The sequence below is a fragment of the Hartmannibacter diazotrophicus genome, from assembly GCF_900231165.1.
Lineage (GTDB): Bacteria > Pseudomonadota > Alphaproteobacteria > Rhizobiales > Pleomorphomonadaceae > Hartmannibacter > Hartmannibacter diazotrophicus.
This window is the reverse complement of the sequence record NZ_LT960614.1, coordinates 5,134,454-5,158,295: the sequence shown is the minus strand read 5'-3', so window position 1 is coordinate 5,158,295 and position 23,842 is coordinate 5,134,454. Positions and strand designations below refer to the sequence as shown.

The following is a 23,842-nucleotide window of genomic DNA, read 5'->3' as shown; positions in this document are numbered from 1 at the left end:
TCTCAATCCCGGATGGTCATGAGCTTGTCGAAACGGGCGAGTGCGAGAAGCTGCTTCACCTGCCCCTCCGGCTTGCGCACGACCATCTCCCAGCCCTGCGACTTGGCGGCTTCGGCCGCGATCACGAGCATGCCGAGACCCGCCGAATCGATCGACGTCAGCTCCGAAACGTCGAAGACGCAGCAGGGCGCGCCGCATGCCCGCACATCCTGCAGCAGCAGACGGAAGGCAACGTTGTCGGAAAACATCATCTTCCCGCTCAGTTTGGCAACGAATCCGTCGCTGCCCTTGGTGGTCTGCAAGTCCATGGAAATGCCGTCCCTTCCTGTCAAAAAAGCTCGATGTCGTCGTCGTCGCCAGCGCTCGCCGGCTGTGCCGGCTCGCTGACTGCAAGCCCGAGCGCCGACGCGTAGCCCTGACGCGTTTCGCCCAGCTTGAAGCGAGTGGCGATGCGTTCGGCCATCGCCTCGATCCCGGCGCGGTCCGGCGCAGCCATCCTGGCCGCCTCGGCGGAGGCGGTCTCGGCCGTCACCTTCGTCAGTTCATCGAGACCATCGGTCACGTTCTCCAGCCTCTGCTTCACGCGGTCCTGGAACTGAAGGCCGATCACGGAGGCGGCGATGTCGTTGGAGATGAGTTCGCTGTTGCGGACCGAGGTCGTCAGGGCCTCGCCGATCATCTCGCTTTGCGACACGAGGCCTTCCATCATCGACTGCAGGCGCGAGTTTGCGGCCAGATTGGTCTCCGACACGTCCACCGTGGCGATCTCCTGGACCTTCTGGTACCCGGTCCTGAGGCCCTCGCTGACCTGCTCGATCTGCTCCTTCAGCCCGGCCGAGAGATCGTTGACGGAATTGGCGAGGATGCGCACCTCGTTGGCGACGACGGCAAAGCCCTGGCCCTTGTCGCCGGCGCGGGCCGCCTCGATCTTGGCGTTGAGCGCCAGGAGATGCGTCTGCCGGTTGATCCGCTCGATCTCGGAGATGCTGCCCTGCATCTGCTTCAGGACGACGAGGACGTCGTCGAGCGTGTAGGCCAGCGAGACACCCCGCGAGGAGAGGTAGACCACGCGCTCGAAGAAATCCTGCATGATCTCGGACAGGTTCGAGACGAGGCCGCTGATCGGCAGCCTCTCGCCCTCGAATTCGACCGCCCCGATCTCACCGGCCAGTCCTCGGACGACTTCGGTCTGTTCGCTGGACGCGACGGCAAGGCGCTGGAACCGCTCGGTCAACTCCTGGACATGGCCCTCGACATAATCGGAAACCGACATGGTCTCGGTCATGAAGTAGCGCAGGGAATCGCGCTGGACCTCGTTGAGCTGGAGCAGGCGGGAGAGCAGATCGACGGCCGCCTCGCGGCTGCCGGCCTCCGCTGCCGCCGCTGGCCCGGGCACCCCGGAGATGCCGAATGCCCGATCCGGCGCGTCAGCGACCTCAACGACTTCCGCCGCGTCGGCGACGTCAAGCTTGCGCTGGCTGAAGAGCATTCTTCGTCCTTTCGTCATTCGAAACCACGGGGGCGGGGCATCGCCTGCCTGTGCGGGTCCTGCCCCGGCTTGGCCGGGCGGTCCCTTCGATCCGGTTGCCTGCTGCCGTCTCAAATGCGGATCGCATCGCCGCGCCTTTCCGAAGAGAGTGTCAGGATCGCCCCGGCGACATCGCCGAGCGATCGTTGCTGTTCGACGCCGCCAAGCTCGAAGGCCGCCTTGGGCATGCCGTAGACCACCGAACTTTCCTCGTCCTGCCCAACGGTCCGCCCTCCCGCCTGGCGGATGGCGGCAAGGCCCTCGGCCCCGTCCCGTCCCATGCCGGTGAGAATGACCGCCACCGCATTGCCGCCGACATTCTCGGCCACCGACCGGAAGAGAGCATCGACCGACGGGCAATGGCCGCTGACAAGATCGGTGCCGCCGACCCGGCAGACATAGTTGGCGCCCGAGCGCACGACGCGCAGATGCCGGTCACCGGGCGCGACATAGGCATGGCCCGGCATCATGCGGGTGCCGTCCTCGGCTTCCGCGACCGTGATGGCGCAGAGGCTGTCGAGGCGGCGGGCGAAGGCCTTGGTGAAGGCCGGCGGCATGTGCTGGGTGATGGCGATGGCCGGCGAACGGGCCGGCAGGCGCGTCAGCACCTCGGTGATCGCCTCGACTCCCCCCGTGGAGGCGCCGATCGCCACTACCGTTTCCGTGGACCTGAATCCCGGCGGCGCCTGAAGCGGCTCCGCCGCGTCGATCCGCTCCCGGCGCCGCAAGCGGGCGCCGGCCGCCGCCCTGACCTTGGCGACGATCTCGTCGCGCATGGCGGGGAAGGCCGTCGCAAGATCCTCGATGGGTTTGGCGACCACGTCGACCGCGCCCAGCTCCATGGCCTTCAGGCTGGCCTCGGCGCCCTTCTGCGACAGGGAGGAGACCATCACCACCGGTGTCGGGCGCAAGGTCATGATCCGGTTCAGGAAGTCGAGGCCGTCCATGCGCGGCATCTCGATGTCCAGCGTGACCACGTCCGGATTGAGCTGCTTGATCTTCTCGCGCGCGACAAGCGGGTCGGGCGCAGTGCCGACGACCTCGATGCCGGGATCGTCGGCAAGCATCGCGGACAGCATCTGCCGGATGAGGGCCGAGTCGTCGACAATCAGAACCTTGATGGCGCGTTGCGGCATGGGCCCCCTCAGTCGAACAGCTCGACGTCGCCACCGACGGACGTCTCGTTGATGGCGATGCGGTATTTGAGTTCGTCGGCCAGCAGGGTGCCGGCGTTGGTCGGCTTCATGAGAAGGCGCTTGACCGAACCGTCCTTCGTGAAGAAGTGGATGCGCCGCCCGACCGGACCGCCGAGGTCGGAGGCCGTGACCCTCAGGCCTTCCGCCGCGAGATACTTCAGGACGAAGTCGATGTTCTTGTCGCCGACGCGGCTGGCGCCGTTGGCGAGGTTCGATCCGCCGAAGAGCTTGATTTCCAGCTCACGCCGCGCACAGCCCGACTTCAGCACCTCGTTGATCAGGGCCTCCATGGCGTAGTTGCCGTAGCGCATGGCGGCCGTCGCGCCGTTCCACTCGCCGGTCTCGCTTTCGGGGAGCATGAAGTGGTTCATGCCGCAAAAGCCGGTCCAGGGATTGCGCACGCAGGCGGCGACGCAGGAACCGAGGATGGTGACGATCATCTCGTCCCCGGCCCCGGTCGTATAGGCCTCTCCCGGCAGGATGCGCACGCAATAGGTATTGTGGCGTGCATCCCAGGCGGCGCGTCCCCGCCGCTGCGGCCGGGCCTGCGCGGGCTTCAGAACGGAGGCCATCCGACCCATCAGCCGACCCTCCGATAGATCGTCCGGCCGGCGGGGACAAAGATGTCACGCTGGTCGAGAAGGGTTTCGGAATGTCCGATATAGAGAAACCCGTCCGGCTTCAGCATCTGCCAGAAGCGTTCGACGAGGCGCTCCTTGGTCGGATTGTCGAAATAGATCATTACGTTGCGACAGAAGATGGCGTCGAACGGCCCCTTCATCGGCCAGGGGCCGAGCAGGTTGAGCTGCTTGAAGGCGATGAGGTCGGCAAGCGAGGGCACGATCCGCATCGAAGCGCCGTCGCGGCGCATCCATTTCTCGCGGCGGGCGGGTTCGAGATTGCCGACAGACCCTTCGGCATAGAGGCCGGCGCGGCCGTGGGCGACCATCCGGGTATCGAGGTCCGTCGCCAGCAGTCTGGCGTCGAGCGACCGGAGGTTCGGCAGGGTCTCGGCCATCGTCATCGCGATCGAATAGGGCTCCTCGCCCGAGGAACAGCCCGCCGACCAGACGCGCAGGCGGGTGCCCGCGCGGGCATCGGCGAACGGCGCCAAAGCCGTCTCGCCGAGATGATCGAAATGGTGCGGCTCGCGGAAGAAGCGGGTGAGGTTCGTGGTGATCGCGTTGATCAGCATGCCGAGCTCGGCCGCCGCCTCGCTGCCGCGCAGGCGCGCGCAATAGTCCTCAAAGGTGAGGAGCCGCAGTTCACGCAGGCGCCGGGCGAGGCGCGAATAGACCATGTTCATCTTGTGGTCCGACAGGACGATGCCCGTGTTCTCGTGCACGAGGGCCGCGAGGAAGCGGAAATCCTCGATCGTGAACGGAAACTCACGCATTTCCTCGTGCGAGGGATAGCTGGTCGTGGCGACGGTCATGGGCCTTTATCCAAGGGAGACATGCAATGAACCGGGAGAGACTTCCCTCCCGGATCCGTTCTGGACGTCGACTGGCGAAGTGGCGAAGCCCGGGAGCACTCCCCCGGACAACGCCTCTGCAGCCTAGAACTCCTTCCAGTCGGCGTCGTCGGCAAAGGCCGTCGCCAGATCGGCCTGGAGCTTCACGGCCCCGTTGCCGCGCGCGGCGACCTTGCGCGGGCGCGGCTTTTCCGCGGCACGCACGGGAGCCGGGGCGCTCTGGCGAGGCGCCGGCGCCCGCGCGACGGACGCCTCCATGCCATTGATGCGGAACTGGCTCATGCGCTCGCTCATCGTCTCGGCCTGATCCTGCAGCATGCGGCAGGCAGCGGCGTTTTCTTCCACCAGAGCCGAATTCTGCTGGGTCATCTCGTCCATCTGGCTGACGGCCTTGTTGATCTCCTCGACACCCGTCGCCTGCTCGCGGCTGGCGGCGGCGATTTCGGAGACGATGTCCGCCACCTTCTTGACCGAGCCGACGATCTCGGAAAGCGACTCGCCGGCGTTGTTGACCAGCTTGACGCCGTCCTTGACCTGGGACCCGCTCTCCACGATCAGGCCCTTGATGTCCTTGGCCGCCTCGGACGAGCGCTGGGCGAGCGAACGGACCTCGGAGGCCACGACCGCGAAGCCCTTGCCGGCGTCGCCGGCGCGCGCCGCCTCCACCGCCGCATTGAGCGCCAGAAGGTTGGTCTGGAAGGCGATCTCGTCGATGACGCCGATGATGTCGGAGATCTTCTGCGACGAGCCCTCGATCCGGCTCATCGCATCGACCGCCTTGCCGACGACGTCGCCGCCCTCGGCTGCCAGCGAGCGGGCATTGATGACAAGCTGGTTGGCCTGCTGGGCGTTGTCGGCATTCTGGCGGATGGTCGCCGCCATCTCCTCCATGGAGGCCGAGGTCTCCTCGAGATTGGAGGCCTGCTGCTCGGTGCGCTGGGAGAGGTCATTGGTGCCCGAGGTGATCTCGGCGGCGCCGTCGCTGACGGCACGCGAGGCGTCGATCATGCCCGCGACCATCTCCGACATCGTGTCGAGGAGGCCGTTGATGCCCTCGCAGAGCGGAACGATCTCGCCCGTCATCCCCTCAAGGTCGATGCGCTCGCAAAGATCGTTGTCCTTGGCGGCGGCAACAACCTTCTGGCTGTCGCGCACGGCGCGCTGGAGCATTTCGGCCTGCTCGACTTCCGCCGTGACGTCGGTGGCGAATTTCACCACCTTGTAGGGCTTGCCGTCGGCATCGAGGATCGGGTTGTAGCTCGCCTGGATCCAGACGACCTTGCCGCCCTTGCCGATCCGCATGTAGCGACCTGCATCATATTCACCCCGGCCGAGCTTCTCCCAGAACATCTTGTAGTCGACCGACGACCGGTGCCCGACGTCGACGAACATCGAGTGATGCTGGCCCTTGATCTCGGCCAACCCATAGCCGACCGTTGTCAGGAAATTGTCGTTGGCGTCGAGGATGGTGCCCGAAAGATCGAACTCGATGACCGCCTGCGCCTTGCGGATGGCCGCGATCTGGCCCTCGTAATTGGCGCTCGACTGCTTCTGCCCGGTGATGTCGGTCGCGTATTTGACGACCTTGTAGGGCTTGCCGTCGAGACCGACGATCGGGTTGTAGCTCGCCTGGAGCCAGAGCTCCCTGCCCCCCTTGCCGAGGCGCTTGTACTGGCCGGCATCGTATTCGCCGCGGCCGAGCTTTTCCCAGAACACCCTGTAGTCGGCGCTCTGGCGATAGGCCGGATCGACGAACATGGAATGGTGCTGACTCTTGATCTCGTCGAGGCTGTAGCCCGTCGCCGAGAGGAAATGATCGTTGGCGTCGAGGACCTTTCCGGTCAGGTCGAACTCGATGACGGCCTGGGCCTTGTGAATGGCGTTGACCTGGCCCTTGTAGTTGGCGGTGAGTTCGGCAACCTCAAGGCCCTTGTCCTTGAAGACTTCGACCGCGCGGGCGATCTGGCCGATCTCGTCGCCGCGATCGCGGCCCTCGACCTCGGCCTCGAAGTCGTCCCTGGCGACCCGGTCCATGATGCCGATCATCCGGCTGAAAGACGTGGTCGTCTGGCGGGCGATGAAGACCGCAAGACCCAGCGCGGCAAGAATGACGGCGCCGACCACAGCCAGCATCGACCACAGGGCGGTGTTGATAGCGTCAATGCGCTGCCTGAGCAGGCGGCCAAGATCGGAGCCGGCCTGCTGCCACAGTTCGTTGTTGGACTTCACGAGCGTGGAACGCGCCTCGGCCAGGGGTGCAAGGTCGACGCTGCCGGCCGCATAGCCGGCACCAAGCTTGCGTGCGGCGTCGGCGGCGACCTCGGCGAATTTCTGCCCGTTTGCCTGAAGCGCGCCGGCAAGACCACCGAGACTGGCGTTCAGCGTGGCGTCGGAATTGTTGGCGATGGCGGACTTCATCGACATGCCGACCTGGCCGACGGCGTCCTTGAACATTTCCACCTGCAGCATGAGGCCCGCGAGATCGGAGGCCTCGACGTTGCCTTTCGCTTTCAGGTCGAAGGCCTGCGTCATGATCTGCGAGGAGTGGAAGATCATGTCGACCTGGTGGGTCGTGGTCGATGCCATCAGGTAGAAGGTGTCGAGATCGGGATCGAGGGTCAGGTTCGAACCGTCGGCGATCGCCGTCATCAGCGTCTGGCCGTGCTCGATCGTCGCCTTGACATCGGTGCCGCGCGGAATGGTCCTGTTCGGCCAGCCAAGCGCGTCGAGGTCGGCGTTGAAGGTGCTTGCCGCGGATCCCGTTCCGAAGGTGCCGTCAAGGGCGGTGCCAAGGGCCTTCAGGTCCGGCACCTTGTCGAGGAAGGACGCCGGATTGTTCTGGCCGTCCGAGGCGGCCTTGGTGAGCGAGCCGATCGCCGCCCAGACACCGCGCTGATAGTCGACGCCGGCGATTTCCTGCTCGGCAAAGACGGCGTCCTTGCGCGCCTGATCGACGTAGATGGTGCCGAGGATCGCGGTCGGAACCGCCATCAGACCGACGATCAGGCCGATCTTGGTCCTGAGCTTCAAGGCATTGAGCTTCATGAGACTGTCTCCGGAAAAGATGGCGCGCGTCAGGCGGCGACGGCCGAGGTTTCGCCAATCACCTGGCGTGAAAGAAGGTTTTGAAGGGAAAGCAGGACCACCATGCCGTCCTGCGCGGCGATGATGCCGGCAAGGAATTCCGAGCCGATCGTGCGGTCCACGTCGGGCACCGGCTTGATCTCGTCGCTCTGCACGTCGAGGATGTCCGACACGGCGTCGACGAGAAGGCCGATCGTGCGCTCGTTGACGGCGACGATGATCACCACATGGGTCGGCGTTGCCTTCGTCAGGCCCAGACCGAAGCGGCAGCCGAGATCGAAGATCGGCACGATGGTGCCGCGCAGGTTGACGACGCCGCGGACGAATTCCGGCTGGTTGGGCAGTTCCGTCGTCTCCGTCCAGCCCTTGATCTCGCGCACCGACATGATGTCGATGGCGTATTCTTCCTGGCCGACGCGAAAGCTGATGAACTGGAGCGGCACGCCGCCCTTGGCGGGCGCCTCCGCCTCGGAGGCGGACTTCAACTCTGATGTTGCGGTCATTGTGGTCTCCGGGCTGTCATTCAGCCGCATCGAGATGCTGCGGCACGGGTTCGTTCGGGCTTCTTGCCGGCGCGGGCCGATGCGCCATCGTCGCGAGCCTCTCGATGTCGAGGATCAGCGCGACCCGGCCGTTGCCGAGGATGGTGGCGCCGGAAATCCCCGGCACCGGATCGAAGTTGTCGGCGAGGCTCTTGATGACGACCTGCTGCTGGCCGATGAGTTCGTCGACCGTGACGCCGACGGTCTGCCCGCCCGCGGTCTCGACGAGGACGACGAGGCCGTTCCAGGGCTCCTCGACCGCACCCTTGACGTCGAAGACGCGGTTGAGATGCACGAGACGGACGAATTCGCCGCGGATGGAAACGACCTCCACACCGCCGGCGAGGCGGCGAACGGCGTTGCGGTCGGGGCGGAAACTCTCGACGATGGACGTCAGCGGCAGGACGTAGCGCTCCTTGCCGACCGCCACGATCATGCCGTCCAGCACCGCGAGCGTCAGCGGGATTGCCAGGGTGAAGCGCGTACCCAGACCGGGCTGGGTCTGGACCTGAATGCGCCCGCCGAGGTTGACGATGTTGCGCCTGACGACATCCATGCCGACGCCGCGACCGGAAATGTCGGTGACGGCCGCTGCCGTCGAAAAGCCGGGCGAGAAAATGAGATCGTCGATCTCTTCGTCCGAGAGCTGGGCGCCCGCCGGGACGATCCCCTTTTCGACCGCCTTCTGGAGGAGACGCGGCCGATTGATGCCGGCGCCGTCGTCGGCGATCTGGATCAGGATGTTGCCGCCGACGTGGGCGGCGGAAAGCTGGATCGTCCCTTCCTCCACCTTGCCGGCCGCCAGCCGGTCGGCCGGCATCTCGATGCCATGGTCGATGGAGTTGCGGATCATGTGGGTCAGCGGATCGGCGAGTTCCTCGATCACTGTCTTGTCGACCTCGGTGAGTTCGCCGGAGGTGGAGAGCCGAACCTTCTTGCCGAGCTTTGAGGAGAGATCGCGCACAAGGCGAGGCATGCGCGCGAAGATCGACTTCACCGGCTGCATGCGGATCGCCATCACGCATTCCTGCAATTCGCGGGTCAGCGAGGCGAGTTCGTCATTGCCGCGAATCTGCTGGCGGCCGTTGCCAAGTCCGAGATCGACGATCTGCTGGGCGAGCATCGCCTGGGTGATCACCAGCTCGCCGACAACGTTGACCAGGCGGTCCACACGGGCGAGATCGACGCGGATCGAGCCCTGACCACCGCCCTTGGCGGCGGGTGGCGGGCTTGCCGTGCCAGACTGCGCAGCACTGGAGGGGGGCGAGTGAGGCGAAGCAATGGCGCCGGGCGCCGGATCGGGCGCGGCTTCGTCCGCCATCGTGGGCGCGGGAGCTGCATCGGGCGATCCGGCATCGACGGCGGTACTGGATGGACCGGCCTCCTCGATGACGATGCCGCAGGTGTCGTCGACGAATTCGAAAACCTCCTCGATCGCCGACTTCGGCTTGTCCGTGGTGAGCCGGAAATCCCAGGCGAGATAGGCGTTTTCCGGGTCCATCCGCTCGAGCGGCGGCAGCGCGGACCAGTCGCAAACGACCTCAAGCTCGCCGAGCTGACGCAGTTCGCGGATCAGGAGGAGCGGCTCGGTCGCGTTGCGGAACAGATCGGGATTGGGCTTCAGGGCGATCGAATAGACGATCTGGCCGCCAGCATCGCCTGCGTCGCCAGCGTCCTCGAACAGGCCGCCGTCCGTATCGGTGACGGCACTGTCCTTGCCCAACAGGACATGAATCTCGTCGAGGATATCGCTGCCGAGGTCGGCAGGCGATGCGCCACCCGCTTCGGCGGCGGCGACCAGTTCGGCAAGCACATCGCCGCCCCGGATCAGGATCTGGGCAATGCGGTCGGTCTGGCTCAGTTCGCCGGAGCGCATGCGATCAAGCAATGCTTCGAAGTCATGCGTGAAATGAACGAGCTGCGTATAGCCGAAGGCACCGGCGCCGGCCTTGATGGAATGGGCGGCGCGGAAGACGGCATTGAGCGACTCGCCGTCCAGAATCTCGGTCTGGACGCGAGCGAGATGCGTTTCAAGATCGCTCAGGATCTCGTTGCATTCCTCGAAGAACGTGACCCGGAACCGCTCGAATTCGCTTCCCAGGCCCGATGTATCGGTCATGTGCCAAAACTCCGCCGCGAGTCATCGCGAGGCGAGTCCTGCCATCGACGGCAGGGACGTGCCTCGTTCAGGGCTTCATCATCATGTCCAAAAGAGAGCGGCGCCCGATCCATGTGCCGCCCGGGTCCTCACCCGGATCAGGCGACCCAATCAGGCAGCCCGATCAGGCTGCGGGGCAGACCTTGTTGACGACCGACAGGAGCTTGTCGGGCGCAAAGGGCTTGACGATCCATCCGGTGGCGCCCGCGGCACGACCATCGGCCTTCTTGTCGTCGCCGCCCTCGGTCGTCAGGATGAGGATGGGTGTCGACTTGAAGGCGGCCTTGGCCCGAAGCTGGCGGACCAGCGTCACGCCATCCATGTTCGGCATGTTGATGTCGGTAATCACCAGATCAACGCTGGTTCCGTTGAGGGCCGACAGGGCCTTGACCCCGTCTTCGGCCTCGATCACGTCGAAACCGGCCCCTTTCAGGGTGAACGCAACCATATCCCGCATCGTCTTGCTGTCGTCGACGGTGAGAACCTTCTTACGCATTCTTTTCTTGCTCCCATTCCACGAGCTGAGCCGTGAGCCCCAAACCTTCCAGACTTTCGCGCAGGACCTGCGAGGGATCGGCGAGATCGACCTTCGCGCCGGACGCCTTGGCGGCATTCGCCGCAGCCAGAAGAACCTGAATGAACGGCGTTCCGCAGCGCCGGACGGCCGCACCCGAGAAGCTGATTTCCTGAGCCGGGCCAAGGTCGAGGCATCGCGCCTGCAGATCCACGGCGGCCGGTATGTCGCAGATCTCCGGAAGGCCGATCACGACCGGTCCATCCCCGGTCTGTCGATGCGAGTCCTGCCGGGTTTCTCCTGCTTCCACACTTGCTCTCCCTGGACGACGGCGTCGGGTTTGCCGCCCCATACAACGTGAGGTTTGCTGGAAAGTGTTTTCAATTGGTTGAGAACTTCGCCGCCAAACGGATCAAAATTCGATCTAAAAACTTCGAAATATGCGAGATAACAGTTTATCTGCTTGATGATGCGAATTTTTCTCTTTTAATAATTTTACTACGTCAAAACACGTAAGTGCAAATATTTTTACCCGATGATTTCTTTATGAATCTGAATTGACTCTATTTTCGTCAAAAGACATCACCGCTGAATGAAGTCATCAATATTATAAGTAAAGCTTGCGAACGATCGCGGCGGCAAGGGATGGCGAAAGATCGCATCCGCAATCGCAGACTCTTTCAGGTTGCATGAAAAGGTGGCATCCGCCCCAGCGCCACCGGCGGCCGCAAGGCACGGTCTTGTACCGCCGGACGATGCCCGTCGCGACGACCTGCGGTGGCGGGCACCGAAATGGGAAATGGCTGGGAAATAGGGTTGGCGGCGGCGGCATCTCGCTCCCGCGCCTCGCGCGGCAGCGTCTGCGACCTAGGGCGCGGTGTTTTCTCCCGGCAGGAATGACCGGCCGACGATGCGGGTCGCCTGCGGCAAGACCGGGAAGCGCCCGATCAGCGCCTGGACGAGCCAGGGCGCCCGAAAATGGCCTCACGAATGGATAGCTCGCGCTCATGTTCGGTGCGGCTGTCGGGCGTTGAAGACGACGGCGCACCATTCGTCCTGACGTCCGGTTCACGTGCCGTCTGGGTCAAAGGCGACCGCGGCAGGCTCGTCGAGCCGTCGGAATATCGGCGCACGGACTGGCTGGAGCCGGGTACATGGGACAGGAACTCCGGATCGCCGCGCGAACCATAGAAAAGGCCGGGCGCGTCGTCGAGCAGATCGTCCGACGGGCTCTTGTCCAATCCGGCCGACACACCGCGTCCGAGCGCAAAGTCGTCGACCGGCGCCACATGCCGCATGCGGCGCACAAGCGCGCCGGCATCGTTGGCGCGGCGCTCCGCCGCCAGGGACGATTCCCGGCCGGCCGATCTCGGCAGCCGATGCTGGGCAAGACGCTCGAAGCGCATGCGCATGGGCACAGCAATGGCCTCACCGAAGGCAATCGCCTCGCCGTTGTCGAGCGAAGACAGGAAGCCGATCGTGGACGAGGACGAGGACGAAATCGCCTTGGCGATGATCTCCTGGTCCTTGTCGTTGGTCAGACGCATCGCGAAGACCGTCGAGCACTGCGACAGGATGGTCGCGTCGAGCTCGCCCGGGCGCTGGGTGATGACGCCGAGGCCGACGCCATATTTACGGCCTTCCTTGGCGATCCGTGCGATGGCCTGCCGCGTGGGGGCAAACCCGATGGAGGCATCGGCGGGCACGTAGCGGTGCGCCTCCTCGCAGAGGACCAGCAGGCGCAGGCCGCCGTTGGCGGCGACGCCGAGCTCGAAGGCAAGCCGGCAAAGGACAGAGGCCACGGCGTTCACGACTTCGGACGGGATGCCGGAAAGCTGGAAGGCCGTGATCGGCCGGCCGTGGCCTGGAATGCGGAAGATCGCGCTGATGACGTCGGCCATGGTGTCGCCGACCGCATTGTTGGCGAACATGAAGCGGAAGCGCGGATTGGAGGCCGCCGACAGGATGCGCTGCTTCAGATTGCGCAGGGTCGGCTTCTCGTCCTTGCCGTCGAGCTTGCCGAGACGCTCGTCGATCTGGTCGATGAGGTCGGTGAGGCGGTAGGGCACGGGCGTGTCGACGGAGATGCCGTGCCGCTCGGCATCGCGGCGAACGATGCCGCTGTCGGGCGTAGCCTTGAAGATGCGCTTCGCTTCCGCGATGAGGTCGTGCAGGAAGTCGATTTCCTCCGGCACGCCCGGGCGGCCGCGAAAGAGCACCTCGACGAACTCCTCCAGCCGGAAGAGCCAGAAGGGCAGCGACATGGTGTCGGGCTCGATCACGACCGACTTGTCGGGAAAGGCCGCCGCGAATTCGTTGTGCGGATCGAGGATCAGGACACGCAGGGTCGGCTCGGCGGCAATCGCCTTGTTGATGAGGTGGCTCACCGACGTGGATTTGCCGACGCCGGTCGAACCGAGAACGGCGAAGTGGCGGTCGAGCAGCGTCGGGATCGAAATCGCCGCGTCCATCGTCTCGTCCTGCGACAGGCGGCCGATGACTTCCGATTTGTCGGAATGATTGCGGTAGATGGCGGCCAGATCGGTGGCCCGCATGCGGTGGGCGACGGCGCCGAGATGGGGATAGGTGCGAATACCGCTGTGGAAGAGGACCTCGCCATCCTCGAGGGTGGTCACCTCGCCGACCAGCTCGACCTCGACCAGCATGACGTTGTCATGGCTATCCGCCCAGGCGCGGCTCTGCGTGGTCATCGAATAGACCAGCGCGGCGATACGGCTGACGCCGGTGCTGATGGAGACCAGCCGGCCGACGGACCAGAGTTCCGACAGCGTCGTCTCGCCCGCATTGATCACTGCGGAGATCGTGGCCTGGGAGCCGTTGCAGGCCACGACGCGTCCAAGACAGCGATTGCCGGGATGATAAACATCACGGCGATCATCTTCCGCATCCTCGTCGGGCGAAATCAGTCCGGTATCCACGTCAACCCTCCAGCGCACCTCCGGTGGTCCGCGGAAAGAGTTTCAACGAAAAAGATTTAAGGAGTCTCTGACAACCGGACAAAAATTGGAGATAGAAGCCGTTTCCAACTCTCTTTGCCGCCTCAACCTCAAGAATCGGCACGCAGCCTCTTCGCGGCCGGCCTTCAGCGCTGTGCTTCCCGCCAGTTCGGCGCACGGTAGTAGTCCGCATTCGACGGCGAGAGCAGCGACTTGCCAAGGATATGGTCGGCCGCCTTCTCGCCGATCATGATCGTCGGGGCATTGAGGTTGCCGGTGGTGATCGAGGGCATGATTGAACTGTCGACGACGCGCAGGCCTTCGATACCGTGGACCTTCGCGTCCCGGTCCACGACCGCCGCCGGGTCGGAGACCTCGCCCATCTTGCAGGTGCAGGAGGGGTGGTAGGCGCTCTCCACGCTGTGGGCGATGAAATTGTCGATCGCCTCGTCGGTGACGACGCTCTCGCCCGGCTGGATCTCCCGGCCGCGCCAGCGGTCGAAGGCCTTCTGGGCGAAGATCTCGCGGGTCAGGCGCACGCAGGCGCGCATCTCGTCCTTGTCGTCGGGATGGCTGAGATAGTTGAAGAAGATCTTCGGCTGTTCGGTCGGATCGGCCGACTTCAGCCGCACCCAGCCGCGGCTCTTGGAGCGCATCGGGCCGACATGGGCCTGGAAGCCGTGCTCGGAGGCAAGGCCCTTGCCGTCGTAGGTCACGGCGAGCGGCAGGAAATGATACTGGATATCGGGATAGGCGATACCGGCGCGCGAGCGGATGAAACCGCAGCTTTCGAAATGATTGGTCGCGCCAAGGCCGTCGCGAAAGAGCAGCCAGCGCAGGCCGATCAGCGCGCGCGGCAAGAGCCCCATCGACGAATAGAGCGTGATCGGCTCCTTGCAGGCGACCTGGAAATAGAATTCCAGGTGGTCCTGCAGGTTCTCGCCGACGCCCGGCAGGTCGTGCACCACCGCGATGCCGTGGCCTTTCAGTTCCTCCGCCGGGCCGATGCCGGAGAGCTTCAGGAGCTGCGGCGAGTTGATCGGGCCGCCGGAGAGGATGACCTCCCGGTTCGCCCGAACGACCTTTTCCACGCCGCCATGCAGGTAGCGGATGCCGACGGCGCGCTTGCCCTCCATGACGATGGCAATGGCCCGGGCATGAGTGGTGACCTTGAGGTTCGACCGCTTCATCGCCGGCTTCAGGTAGGCGTTGGCGGCCGACCAGCGCACGCCGTCCTTGACGGTCATGTCCATGCGGCCGAAGCCTTCCTGGGAATAGCCGTTGATGTCCTCCGTCACCGGATAGCCGGCCTGTCGCCCCGCCTCGATGAAGGCCTTGTAGAGCGGGTTCTTCAGCGTGCCATAGGAGGTCGCGAGCGGCCCCTTGTCGCCGCGATATTCGTTGCCGCCTTCCTTGCGGCTTTCGGCGCGGCGGAAATAGGGCAGCACGTCGGCATAGGACCAGCCGCGCGCGCCCTCGTCCTGCCAGCGGTCGAAGTCGGCCGGATTGCCGCGCACATAGACAAGTCCGTTGATCGACGAGGAGCCGCCCAGCACCTTGCCGCGCGGGCAGTGCATGCGCCGGTGGGCGAGGCCCGGTTCCGGCTCGCTCTCGTACATCCAGTTGTAGAGCTTCATGTTCATCGGGATGGAGAGCGCGCTCGGCATCTGGATGAAGATGGAGGCGTCCGAGCCGCCAAACTCCAGGACGTGGACGGAATTCCTGCCATCCTCGGTGAGACGGTCGGCGAGCACGCAGCCGGCCGAGCCGGCCCCGACGATCACATAGTCGCAGGTGGTCTCGGTGGGGGTGGTCATGGGGCGGTCCTTGAAGCTCAGATCGTCAGCAGGTCGAAGAAAGGGCGGCCGGTCCGTTGCCGGCCGCGTTCCCTCAATAGGGCGCGTCGACCTTGCCGAGGTTGACGTAGACGCTCTTCAGCTGGGTGTAGTGCTCGATCGCAGCCTTGGAATTCTCGCGACCGAGACCCGACTGCTTGTAGCCGCCGAAAGGCAGCTCGATCGGCGTCACGTTGTAGTGGTTGATCCAGCAGGTGCCGGCCTCAAGCCTGGCGATCACCCGGTGGCCACGCGCCAGATCCTTGGTGAAGACTCCGGCGGCGAGGCCGAACTCGGTGTCGTTGGCGCGGGCAATCACCTCGTCTTCCGTCTCGAAGGAGAGGACTGACATGACGGGGCCGAAGATTTCGTCGCGCACGATGGTCATGTCGTCGCTGCAGCCGTCGAAGACGGTCGGTTCGACGAAATAGCCGTTGGCGCAGGCGCCATCCGTGTAGCGATTGCCGCCAACGGCGACCTTGGCCCCGCCCACCTTGCCGGCCTCGATCAGCCCCAGCACCTTCTGCATGTGGGCTTCGGAAATGAGCGCGCCGACCTGGGTCTTCGGGTCCTTCGGGTCGCCGATCACCATCGCCTTCACGCGGGCCACCAGCTTTTCCATGAAGGCCTTGCGGACCGCTTCATGGACGAAGACACGGGTGCCGTTGGAGCAGATCTCGCCGGCGGAATAGAAATTGGCGAGCATCGCGCCGGAGACGGCATCGTCGAGATCGGCATCCTCGAAGACGATGAGCGGCGACTTGCCGCCAAGCTCCAGCGTCACGTGCTTCAGCGTACCTGCGGCATCCGTCATCACCTTCTTGCCGGTGCCGACCTCGCCGGTGAGCGAGACCTTGGCGATCTTCGGATGGCGGGTCAGCAGGCGTCCGGTATCGGCAAAGCCCTGCACGACATTGAAGACGCCGTCCGGCACGCCGGCCTCGGTCATGATCTCGGCGAGCTTGACGGCGGTCAGCGGCGTCAGTTCGGCCGGCTTGAAGATCATGGCGTTGCCGCAGGCGAGCGCAGGGGCGGACTTCCAGCAGGCGATCTGGATCGGATAGTTCCAGGCGCCAATGCCGGCGACGATGCCGAGCGGCTCGCGGCGGGTATAGCCAAAGGCGGACGATCCGAGGTCGATGTGCTCGCCCGTCAGGGTGCCGGCAAGACCGGCGAAATACTCGATGCATTCGGCGCCGGAGATGACGTCGACGCAGTCGGTCTCCTGGATCGGCTTGCCGGTGTCGCGGGTTTCAAGCTGCGCCAGTTCGCCGTTGCGCGCCCGCAGGAGGTCGGCGACCTTCTTCAGGATGCGGCCACGCTCGGCGCCCGTCATGGCGGCCCAGTCGGCCTGGCCCTTTCTGGCGGCAGCAACGGCGGCTTCCACTTCGGCCTCGCCGGCGATTTCGATCTTCGCAATCACCTCGCCGGTGGCCGGATCGATGCTGTCGAAGGTCTCGCCGGAGCGGTTCGCGACGAAGCGGCCGCCGATATGGTTCTGGATGGTGGGTATCGTCACGCTGGAAACTCCGGTTGCGGGGAGGCCGCTTTCGGACGGGACGGCGCGGGCGCCAAGAGCCGCGATCTGGGCCTCGACGAAGGTGGCGGCGATCGAGCGGGCCGTGGCGCTATCCGTTTCGTCGGTGGCCGACAGGGTCGAGCGGAGCCAGAGGCCGTCGATGATGGCGGCGATCGAGATGGCGATGCGCTCGGCCTCGGCGGGTGCGACGAGCATCTTCAGCGAATGCCGCAGGTTGGAGAGCATCCGGCCCTGATAGATCTTCTGGATGCGGCGCAGGCGCTCCGAATGCAGCACCTGGCCCCAGAAGGCGAGCCAGACGGTGCAGGTCCGCCGGTCGAACTCCTCGGGCGCGAGGTTGGCGTCGACGACGGCCAGAATCCGCTCGCGCGGCGTGCGGGCCGTCCTCATGCGCACGGCGACACCGCTTGCGACACGCCGGGCAAGGAAGCGCAGGGTCGCCTCCAGAAGGCCGTCCTTGTCGCCGAAATAATGGGCGACGAGGCCCGGCGAAACGCCGGCGCCACGAGCGATCTGGGCCAGCGTCGTCGCGTTGAAGCCGTTGTTGGCAAGCGACTCGATGGTCGCCTCGATCAACTGGCGACGGCGCACGTCCTCCGGCGCGCGGCGGCGCACATCCTCCATCTCGACATGAGCCATGATTTGCTCCCGGCCGGACGCGGTCCTGAATTCAGACCCCGCGCCGCGTTCGATCCGGCCGCATCGTCCTGCCATTCAGACAGGAGTCCGCCTCGACCAAATCTATTGAATGATCGTACAATACACACTTCACAGCCGGGCGCAAACGTCGAAAGTCAGCACTGGCCGGAAATCCTCCGGCTCCAGGGCAAAATACCAAAATCTGCGCAGAAAGTCCGTTTCTTGGGCATTTTGGACCCAAATGAGCCTGAAAATTATCCCGACCTTCGACAGATTCACTGTTGAATAGTCGTTCAAGAAGAGGCATGATCGCTTGCATAAACAAGCCAAGCGCGGACAATAAACAGCGCCGGCAGGGGACCAGCAGACCAAAAACCGCCGCCATCAGCTCTGGCGACGGCAATCCGAAACCGACCATTCGCACTGTCGCCGAAGGGTCATGCCATGCCGCGGGCCGCGCCATGGACAGATCGAGTGTGGGCAGGCCTGTCGTGGCTTGCGGCGGCGCATGGCCGTCGTGGCCAGGCTTGCCGCGACTCGTTTGCCGGGAGCGAACGCCCGCCGTGGCGAGGCGGTTGCGCATTCGGCGCTCCGCCACCGAGACCTCGGCTTCCAGCCATCGGCGCAAGTCCGATCGAGGAGCCGCAAAACGAGGGGACCTCACAAAGATGTTCACAAAGACGACACGCACCGCGCTTATCGGCGGCCTCATGATCGCCAGCCTTTCGGCCGGCAGCGCGCTTGCCGCCGACGATGCCGCCTGCAAGGCCGTGCGCTTCTCCGACGTCGGGTGGACCGACATTTCCGCGACCACCGGCCTTGCCTCGACGATCCTCAAGGGTCTCGGCTACGAGCCCACCGTGCAGCTCCTGTCGGTGCCGGTGACCTATACGTCCATGAAAAACAAGGACATCGACGTCTTCCTCGGCAACTGGATGCCGACGATGGAAGCCGACCGCAAGCCCTATGTCGACGACGGGTCGATCGAGGTGCTCGGCGCGAACCTGGAAGGCGCGAAGTATACGCTCGCCGTTCCGGCTTATCTCTATGACGAAGGGCTCAAGGACTTCGCCGACATCGCCAAGTTCAAGGACCAACTCGACGGCAAGATCTACGGCATCGAGCCGGGCAATGACGGCAACCGCCTGATCCTCGACATGATCAAGGACAACACTTTCGGCCTGAAGGACTTCGAGCTCGTCGAATCGAGCGAGCAGGGCATGCTGGCCCAGGTCTCCCGCGCCACCCGCAAGAAGGACGCGATCGTCTTCCTCGGCTGGGAGCCCCATCCGATGAACGCCAACTACGACATGAAGTATCTCGCCGGCGGCGACGACGTCTTCGGCCCGGATTTCGGCGGCGCCACCGTCTACACCAATGTCCGCACAGGCTACACCGCGGACTGCCCGAACGCCGGCAAGTTCATCTCGAACCTGACGTTCACGCTGCCGGTCGAGAACGTGGTCATGGGCTATATCCTCGACGGCGGCATGGAGCCGGAAAAGGCGGCGGAGAAGTGGCTGAAGGACAACCCGGACGCGCTCGGCCCCTGGCTCGACGGCGTCACCACCTTCGACGGCAAGCCCGGTCTCGACGCGGTGAAGGCCAGCCTCGGCCTCTGAGACCATCGCCAAGCCCGGCGCCATGCGAGCCGTGGCGCCGGCCCGCTCCGACAGACCTGTCGAGACGCGGAGACTGATGGCTGCCGGCGGCACGCTTCAGCCGTTCCGTCGCCAGCGCCGGGCTTGACCGGGTATCCCATCCGTCCGCCAGCCGCGCCTGCGAGCTGGCTGGATGGGTGCCGGCGCCAGGCTCCACATGCGCCCCTTTTTTGCCGAAGCGCCGCTGGATCACCGGGCCGAGCCCGGCGATGACGCAGGGCGGGCAGAAAGCAGCGGCCAGCGCTCCTCTTGCGGCCAGGGATGCTGCCGAGGACAGATCACCGGTCGGCGGACGAGGAAAATTCGCCTTCGCAATTCCTGACCACGGACAGCTTCGCGCGCCGCCGGGAAACACCGCCGCTCCTTGAACCGAGGACCCTTCGATGAACGACTGGCTCAGCGCCCACAAGATCCCGCTCGGCTCGACGATGGCCGATCTCGTCGACATCCTAACGACCCGGTTCCAGTCTGTGTTCGACTGGATCTCCTTCCTGCTGGAAGCGGTCATTGAGGGGCTGACCGATGCGCTGCTGTTCATCCCGGCGCCGATCCTCATCGTCCTCGTCGCCCTTCTCGGCTGGTATCTGCACCGCTCGATCGGCCTCATCGTCTTCATCGTGCTCGGGCTGCTGCTGGTCGCCAATCTCGGCTTCTGGGACCAGACGGTGATGACGCTCTCCCAGGTGCTGGTCGCGACCGTCATCTGCGTCGTGATCGGCGTGCCGATCGGCATCGCCGCAGCGCATCACCCGCGCTTCTACGCGGGCCTTCGCCCCGTGCTCGACCTGATGCAGACGGTGCCGACCTTCGTCTACCTCATCCCGACGCTGATCCTTTTCGGCCTCGGCGTGGTGCCGGGTGTCATCTCGACGGTGATCTTCTCGATCCCGGCGCCGATCCGGCTCACGCATCTCGGCATCTCGTCGGTGCCGACCCAGCTTTTCGAGGCAGGCAAGGCCTTTGGCGCGACCAAGCGGCAGCTGCTCTACAAGATCGAGCTTCCCTATGCGATGCCCACCATCATGGCCGGCATCACCCAGTGCATCATGCTGTCGCTGTCGATGGTTGTGATCGCCGCCCTCGTCGGGGCCGACGGCCTCGGCAAACCGGTGGTGCGCGCGCTCAACACCGTCAACATCGCGATGGGCTTCGAGGCGGGCCTTGCGATCGTCATCCTCGCCATCATTCTCGACCGGGTCTGCAAGATGCCCGACGCCAAGCGCAAGGGGAACTGATCCATGGCCGCCGTCGAATTCAGGAACGTCGACATCGTCTTCAGCAAGGAGCAGAAGACCGCCCTCAAGATGATCGACGAGGGCAAGAGCCGCTCGGAGATCCTCAAGACCACCGGCGCCGTGCTGGGCGCGGCGGGGGTTTCGCTCACCATCGAGCGCGGCTCGATCTGCGTGCTCATGGGGCTGTCCGGGTCGGGCAAATCCACCATCCTGCGCGCCATCAACCGCCTCAACGAGGTTGCCCGGGGCGAGGTGCTGGTCGAACACAAGGGCCAGCATATCGACGTTGCTAGCTGCAACGAGAAGACCCTGCGCGATGTCCGCATCAACACCGTCTCCATGGTGTTCCAGCAATTCGGCCTCCTGCCGTGGCGGACGGTGCGCGAAAACGCCGGCTTCGGGCTGGAGATGCGCGGCATTCCGGTCGACGAACGCAACCGGATCGTCGACGAAAAGCTCGCCATGGTGGGCCTGACCGCCTGGGCCGACAAATATGCCCACGAGCTTTCCGGCGGCATGCAGCAGCGCGTCGGCCTTGCCCGCGCCTTTGCCACCGACGCCGACATCCTGCTCATGGACGAGCCGTTCTCGGCGCTCGATCCGCTGATCCGCGACAAGCTGCAGGACGAACTCCTCGACCTGCAAAAGCGCATCCAGAAGACCATCGTCTTCGTCAGCCACGACCTCGACGAGGCGCTGAAACTCGGCAACAAGATCGCCATCATGGAGGGCGGCCGCATCGTCCAGGAGGGCACCGCCGAGGACATCCTGCTCTCGCCCGCCAACGACTATGTCGCCGAGTTCGTCAAGCACATGAATCCGCTCAACGTGCTGCGCGGCACCGCGGTCATGCGGCCGGCCGAGACGCTGAAGCGGGAGGACGGCTGCGTCCTGCTCGATTCGGAGGGCGCCGTGAAGGTGGCCGTCGATCCGGAAGACCGGCCGATCTCCGTCACGCTCAACGGCCGGGAAGGCACGCTGGGCATCGCCGAGCAAGAGGACGGCAAGCTCAAGGAGGACTGCGACGTCATCGTCGCGTCGGTGGATCTGACGCTGAAGGCTGCCATCGAACTGAAGCGGCAGACGGACAACCCGATCCTGCTCGTCGACAATCTCGGCCGCCTTGCCGGGCTGTGCGACGACGACGAGATCTATCGCGGGCTTCTCCACCGCGCGAGCGCCTGATAGGGTCTGGCATCGTTCCAGACCTAAGGGGAATTCCGGCCGATCGGCGCGATCTCCCCGATCATCGCGCAAGGATGCCATGTCCCGTACCGTCTATGTCAACGGCGCCTACTGTCCCGAGGAAGACGCCAGGGTCTCGATCTTCGACCGCGGCTTTCTCTTCGCCGATGCCGTCTATGAGGTCACCACCGTTCTCGACGGCAAGCTCGTCGATTTCGACGGGCACATGGCGCGGCTTGGCCGCTCGCTCGAGGCGCTGACGATGACGCTGCCGGTGAGCGAGGACGAGCTTCTCGACATTCACCGGCAGCTGGTCACCGAAAACGCGCTTCGCGAGGGCATGATCTATCTGCAGCTCAGCCGCGGCGCGCCGGGTGATCGGGACTTTCATTTTCCCGACCCGGAGGAAACGCGGCCGACGCTTATCCTCTTCACGCAGGAAAAGGCCATCGTCGACAGTGCCCTCGCGGCACGCGGCGCGAAGGTGGCCTTCGTTCCTGATCTGCGCTGGGGCCGTGTCGACATCAAGACGGTGCAGTTGCTCTATCCCTCGATGGCCAAGATGGAGGCAGAGGGCAAGGGGGCGGACGACGCCTGGCTCGTCAAGGACGGCCTCGTCACCGAGGGAAGCTCCAACAACGCCTGGATCGTGACCCCGGAAGGCACGCTGGTGACGCGGCAGCTTTCCCACGACATCCTGCCCGGCATTACGCGCGCGACCGTCCTTCGCCTTGCGCGCGAACGGCAGATGAAGGTGGAGGAACGCGCCTTCACGACCGAGGAGGCGCTTGCCGCCAAAGAGGCCTTCATCACCTCGGCGTCGAGCTTCGTCACGCCGGTGATTTCCATTGACGGCCATCCGATCGGCGAGGGTGAACCCGGCCCGGTCGCCAAGGCGATGCGGGAGATCTATATCGACGAGGCACGCAAGACGGCGATCTGAGCGCCGGCCCTCACATCACCTTTGCCGCCGTCACCTCGACCTCGACCTTGAACTCGGGCCGCGTGAAGCCTGTGACGATCAACAGGGTCGAGACCGGCAGCGGCGAGCGGGTGTAGCGGTCGCGCACGGCCATGTAGGTGGCAAAATCCTCGCGCCGCGTGACGAAGCCGGAAATGCGGATGACATCGGAAAAATCCATGCCGCCGGCCTCAAGGATCGCGCCGATGGCCTCGAAACAGAGCACGGCCTGCCCCTCGACGTCGTCCGGGATGCTGTCGTCGGGTCGGATGCCGAGTTGGCCGGAGGTGACCAGAAGGCTGGCCCCGGGAGGGACGAGCAGGCCGTGGCTGTAGTTGCCGAAGGGCCGGCGGACGGATGCGGGATTGAGCGGCTGTTTCATCCGATGTTCCCTATCATTCGGTGTCATCCCCGGCGAGCGGTTCGAAGAACGGCGAGGGAAGGGGATCCGGACATCCACCGCGTTTTCCCAGGCATCCTTCTGGATTCCCTTCCCCTCGGTCCTGCCGGACCTTCGGCCGGGAATGACATCATCCGCAGTTGACCTCTTCCGCCCCTCAAAAGCGTCCCATTTCCTTGCGGACCTTTTCCAGGAACGCGGCGCGGGTTTCGGGCGTCGAGCGGTTCATGTCGTAGTGGCAATGGTGGATGAGCGGCGCAAAGGGCGCAACCTGGATGCGCAGGACCCTCCGCACGATCTTGCGCGGCGGGTCGCCGGCAAGAAAGGCGCGCATGCGGGTGCCGCCGTAGGTCATGAAGGCGCCGAGCTTCTTGATGTGCTGGAGGTTGGGCTTCACGATGCCGTTCTCCATGCGAAAGGAGACGCCCGGCAGGAACACCCGGTCAAAATAGCCCTTCAGCATCGCCGGCCAGCCGAAGTTCCACACCGGAGAGACGATGATCAGCGCCTCGGCCGCCTCCAGCCGCCGGCAGTAATCCTCGACATTCGCACGGTTGGCCGGAATGTCATGGTAGCCGATGCGTTCCTCGCGGGTGAGGACGGGCGAGAAATTCTCCGCATAGAGATCGCAGTCGTCGACCTCGTGGCCGGCGACCTTGAGGCCATCGACAACTTCCTTGTGGATCGCGGCGCAGAAGCTCGTCTCGACGGGATGCGAATAGACGACAAGAACGCGCATTCAGTTAGCTCCCTGCCGCGATCGGCGAAATATCGGTTATGGGTGGCTCTTGCTTCACCCCCGTCATCCTCCGCGAAGGCGGAGGATCCACGAAAATTTTCTGAAAGCAGGGGCGTGGATGGTCCGCCTTCGCGGACCATGACATCCTTACCGAGGGACAGTCGTCCAGATCGTGCGCTTCATTCTCTGCAACG

General features: G+C 64.7%; 20 protein-coding genes. 4 read left to right on the top strand and 16 right to left on the bottom strand.

The features are described 5' to 3' along the window. Nucleotides 1-2: 2 nt before the first annotated feature. The 14 genes from HDIA_RS23755 to HDIA_RS25500 all read right to left on the bottom strand — a co-directional run bounded on the left by HDIA_RS23755 (nucleotide 3) and on the right by HDIA_RS25500 (nucleotide 18,050). Entirely contained in the window at nucleotides 3-308 is a 306-nt protein-coding gene (locus HDIA_RS23755) for an STAS domain-containing protein (protein ID WP_099558481.1), read from the bottom strand. A 20-nt stretch (nucleotides 309-328) separates the two neighbouring features. After that, nucleotides 329-1,489 carry a methyl-accepting chemotaxis protein gene (locus tag HDIA_RS23750; protein ID WP_099558480.1) on the bottom strand — a complete coding sequence of 387 codons (1,161 nt, stop codon included), beginning with the start codon at nucleotides 1,487-1,489 and terminating at the stop codon, nucleotides 329-331. Between the two features lie 110 nt (nucleotides 1,490-1,599). Beyond that, nucleotides 1,600-2,664 carry a protein-glutamate methylesterase/protein-glutamine glutaminase gene (locus HDIA_RS23745; RefSeq protein WP_099558479.1) on the bottom strand — a complete coding sequence of 355 codons (1,065 nt, stop codon included), beginning with the start codon at nucleotides 2,662-2,664 and terminating at the stop codon, nucleotides 1,600-1,602. Between the two features lie 8 nt (nucleotides 2,665-2,672). Beyond that, the gene (locus HDIA_RS23740; protein WP_197708071.1) at nucleotides 2,673-3,305 is read right to left on the bottom strand and encodes a chemoreceptor glutamine deamidase CheD; all 633 of its coding nucleotides are present in this window, start codon (nucleotides 3,303-3,305) and stop codon (nucleotides 2,673-2,675) included. After that, the gene (locus tag HDIA_RS23735; RefSeq protein ID WP_099558478.1) at nucleotides 3,305-4,159 is read right to left on the bottom strand and encodes a CheR family methyltransferase; all 855 of its coding nucleotides are present in this window, start codon (nucleotides 4,157-4,159) and stop codon (nucleotides 3,305-3,307) included. The genes HDIA_RS23740 and HDIA_RS23735 overlap by 1 nt, the downstream gene beginning before the upstream one ends. 123 nt (nucleotides 4,160-4,282) lie before the next feature. Beyond that, nucleotides 4,283-7,243: a methyl-accepting chemotaxis protein gene (locus HDIA_RS23730; RefSeq protein ID WP_099558477.1), complete on the bottom strand. Its 2,961-nt coding sequence runs from the start codon at nucleotides 7,241-7,243 to the stop codon at nucleotides 4,283-4,285. 29 nt (nucleotides 7,244-7,272) lie between these two features. Next, nucleotides 7,273-7,785: a chemotaxis protein CheW gene (locus HDIA_RS23725; protein WP_099558476.1), complete on the bottom strand. Its 513-nt coding sequence runs from the start codon at nucleotides 7,783-7,785 to the stop codon at nucleotides 7,273-7,275. A 16-nt stretch (nucleotides 7,786-7,801) separates the two neighbouring features. Then, nucleotides 7,802-9,943 carry a chemotaxis protein CheA gene (locus HDIA_RS23720; protein ID WP_099558475.1) on the bottom strand — a complete coding sequence of 714 codons (2,142 nt, stop codon included), beginning with the start codon at nucleotides 9,941-9,943 and terminating at the stop codon, nucleotides 7,802-7,804. Nucleotides 9,944-10,106: 163 nt separating this feature from the next. Further along, the gene (locus HDIA_RS23715; protein ID WP_099558474.1) at nucleotides 10,107-10,478 is read right to left on the bottom strand and encodes a response regulator; all 372 of its coding nucleotides are present in this window, start codon (nucleotides 10,476-10,478) and stop codon (nucleotides 10,107-10,109) included. Then, nucleotides 10,471-10,749: an STAS domain-containing protein gene (locus HDIA_RS23710; RefSeq protein WP_157775801.1), complete on the bottom strand. Its 279-nt coding sequence runs from the start codon at nucleotides 10,747-10,749 to the stop codon at nucleotides 10,471-10,473. The genes HDIA_RS23715 and HDIA_RS23710 overlap by 8 nt, the downstream gene beginning before the upstream one ends. A 694-nt stretch (nucleotides 10,750-11,443) precedes the next feature. Further along, complete coding sequence (locus HDIA_RS23705) at nucleotides 11,444-13,435, bottom strand: ATP-binding protein (protein WP_099558472.1); 1,992 nt, start codon at nucleotides 13,433-13,435, stop codon at nucleotides 11,444-11,446. Between the two features lie 164 nt (nucleotides 13,436-13,599). Next, nucleotides 13,600-15,270, bottom strand: a complete 1,671-nt coding sequence (gene betA, locus HDIA_RS23700) for a choline dehydrogenase (RefSeq protein WP_099558471.1) — start codon at nucleotides 15,268-15,270, stop codon at nucleotides 13,600-13,602. A 73-nt stretch (nucleotides 15,271-15,343) separates the two neighbouring features. Beyond that, nucleotides 15,344-17,467: a betaine-aldehyde dehydrogenase gene (gene betB / locus HDIA_RS23695; RefSeq protein ID WP_099558470.1), complete on the bottom strand. Its 2,124-nt coding sequence runs from the start codon at nucleotides 17,465-17,467 to the stop codon at nucleotides 15,344-15,346. A 31-nt stretch (nucleotides 17,468-17,498) separates the two neighbouring features. Next, nucleotides 17,499-18,050 carry a hypothetical protein gene (locus HDIA_RS25500; RefSeq protein WP_157775800.1) on the bottom strand — a complete coding sequence of 184 codons (552 nt, stop codon included), beginning with the start codon at nucleotides 18,048-18,050 and terminating at the stop codon, nucleotides 17,499-17,501. An 85-nt stretch (nucleotides 18,051-18,135) separates the two neighbouring features. On the opposite strand from HDIA_RS25500, the gene HDIA_RS23690 reads away from it, so the two are divergent. The 4 genes from HDIA_RS23690 to HDIA_RS23675 all read left to right on the top strand — a co-directional run bounded on the left by HDIA_RS23690 (nucleotide 18,136) and on the right by HDIA_RS23675 (nucleotide 22,491). Continuing rightward, nucleotides 18,136-19,089 carry a choline ABC transporter substrate-binding protein gene (locus HDIA_RS23690; RefSeq protein WP_099558469.1) on the top strand — a complete coding sequence of 318 codons (954 nt, stop codon included), beginning with the start codon at nucleotides 18,136-18,138 and terminating at the stop codon, nucleotides 19,087-19,089. Nucleotides 19,090-19,511: 422 nt separating this feature from the next. Beyond that, the gene (gene choW, locus HDIA_RS23685; protein WP_099558468.1) at nucleotides 19,512-20,363 is read left to right on the top strand and encodes a choline ABC transporter permease subunit; all 852 of its coding nucleotides are present in this window, start codon (nucleotides 19,512-19,514) and stop codon (nucleotides 20,361-20,363) included. 3 nt (nucleotides 20,364-20,366) lie between these two features. Beyond that, a complete protein-coding gene (choV, locus tag HDIA_RS23680) occupies nucleotides 20,367-21,548 on the top strand; it encodes a choline ABC transporter ATP-binding protein (protein ID WP_099558467.1) in 1,182 nt (393 codons plus the stop codon). A gap of 79 nt (nucleotides 21,549-21,627) precedes the next feature. Beyond that, nucleotides 21,628-22,491, top strand: a complete 864-nt coding sequence (locus HDIA_RS23675; protein ID WP_099558466.1) for a D-amino-acid transaminase — start codon at nucleotides 21,628-21,630, stop codon at nucleotides 22,489-22,491. 10 nt (nucleotides 22,492-22,501) lie between these two features. Here the strand turns inward: HDIA_RS23675 and HDIA_RS23670 are convergent, their stop codons facing one another. Both HDIA_RS23670 and HDIA_RS23665 read right to left on the bottom strand, forming a co-directional pair. Next, nucleotides 22,502-22,891 (bottom strand): RidA family protein, encoded by a 390-nt coding sequence (locus tag HDIA_RS23670; RefSeq protein ID WP_099558465.1) that lies wholly within the window; start codon nucleotides 22,889-22,891, stop codon nucleotides 22,502-22,504. A 175-nt stretch (nucleotides 22,892-23,066) separates the two neighbouring features. After that, nucleotides 23,067-23,648: an NAD(P)H-dependent oxidoreductase gene (locus HDIA_RS23665; protein WP_099558464.1), complete on the bottom strand. Its 582-nt coding sequence runs from the start codon at nucleotides 23,646-23,648 to the stop codon at nucleotides 23,067-23,069. Between the last annotated feature and the right edge of the window lie 194 nt (nucleotides 23,649-23,842).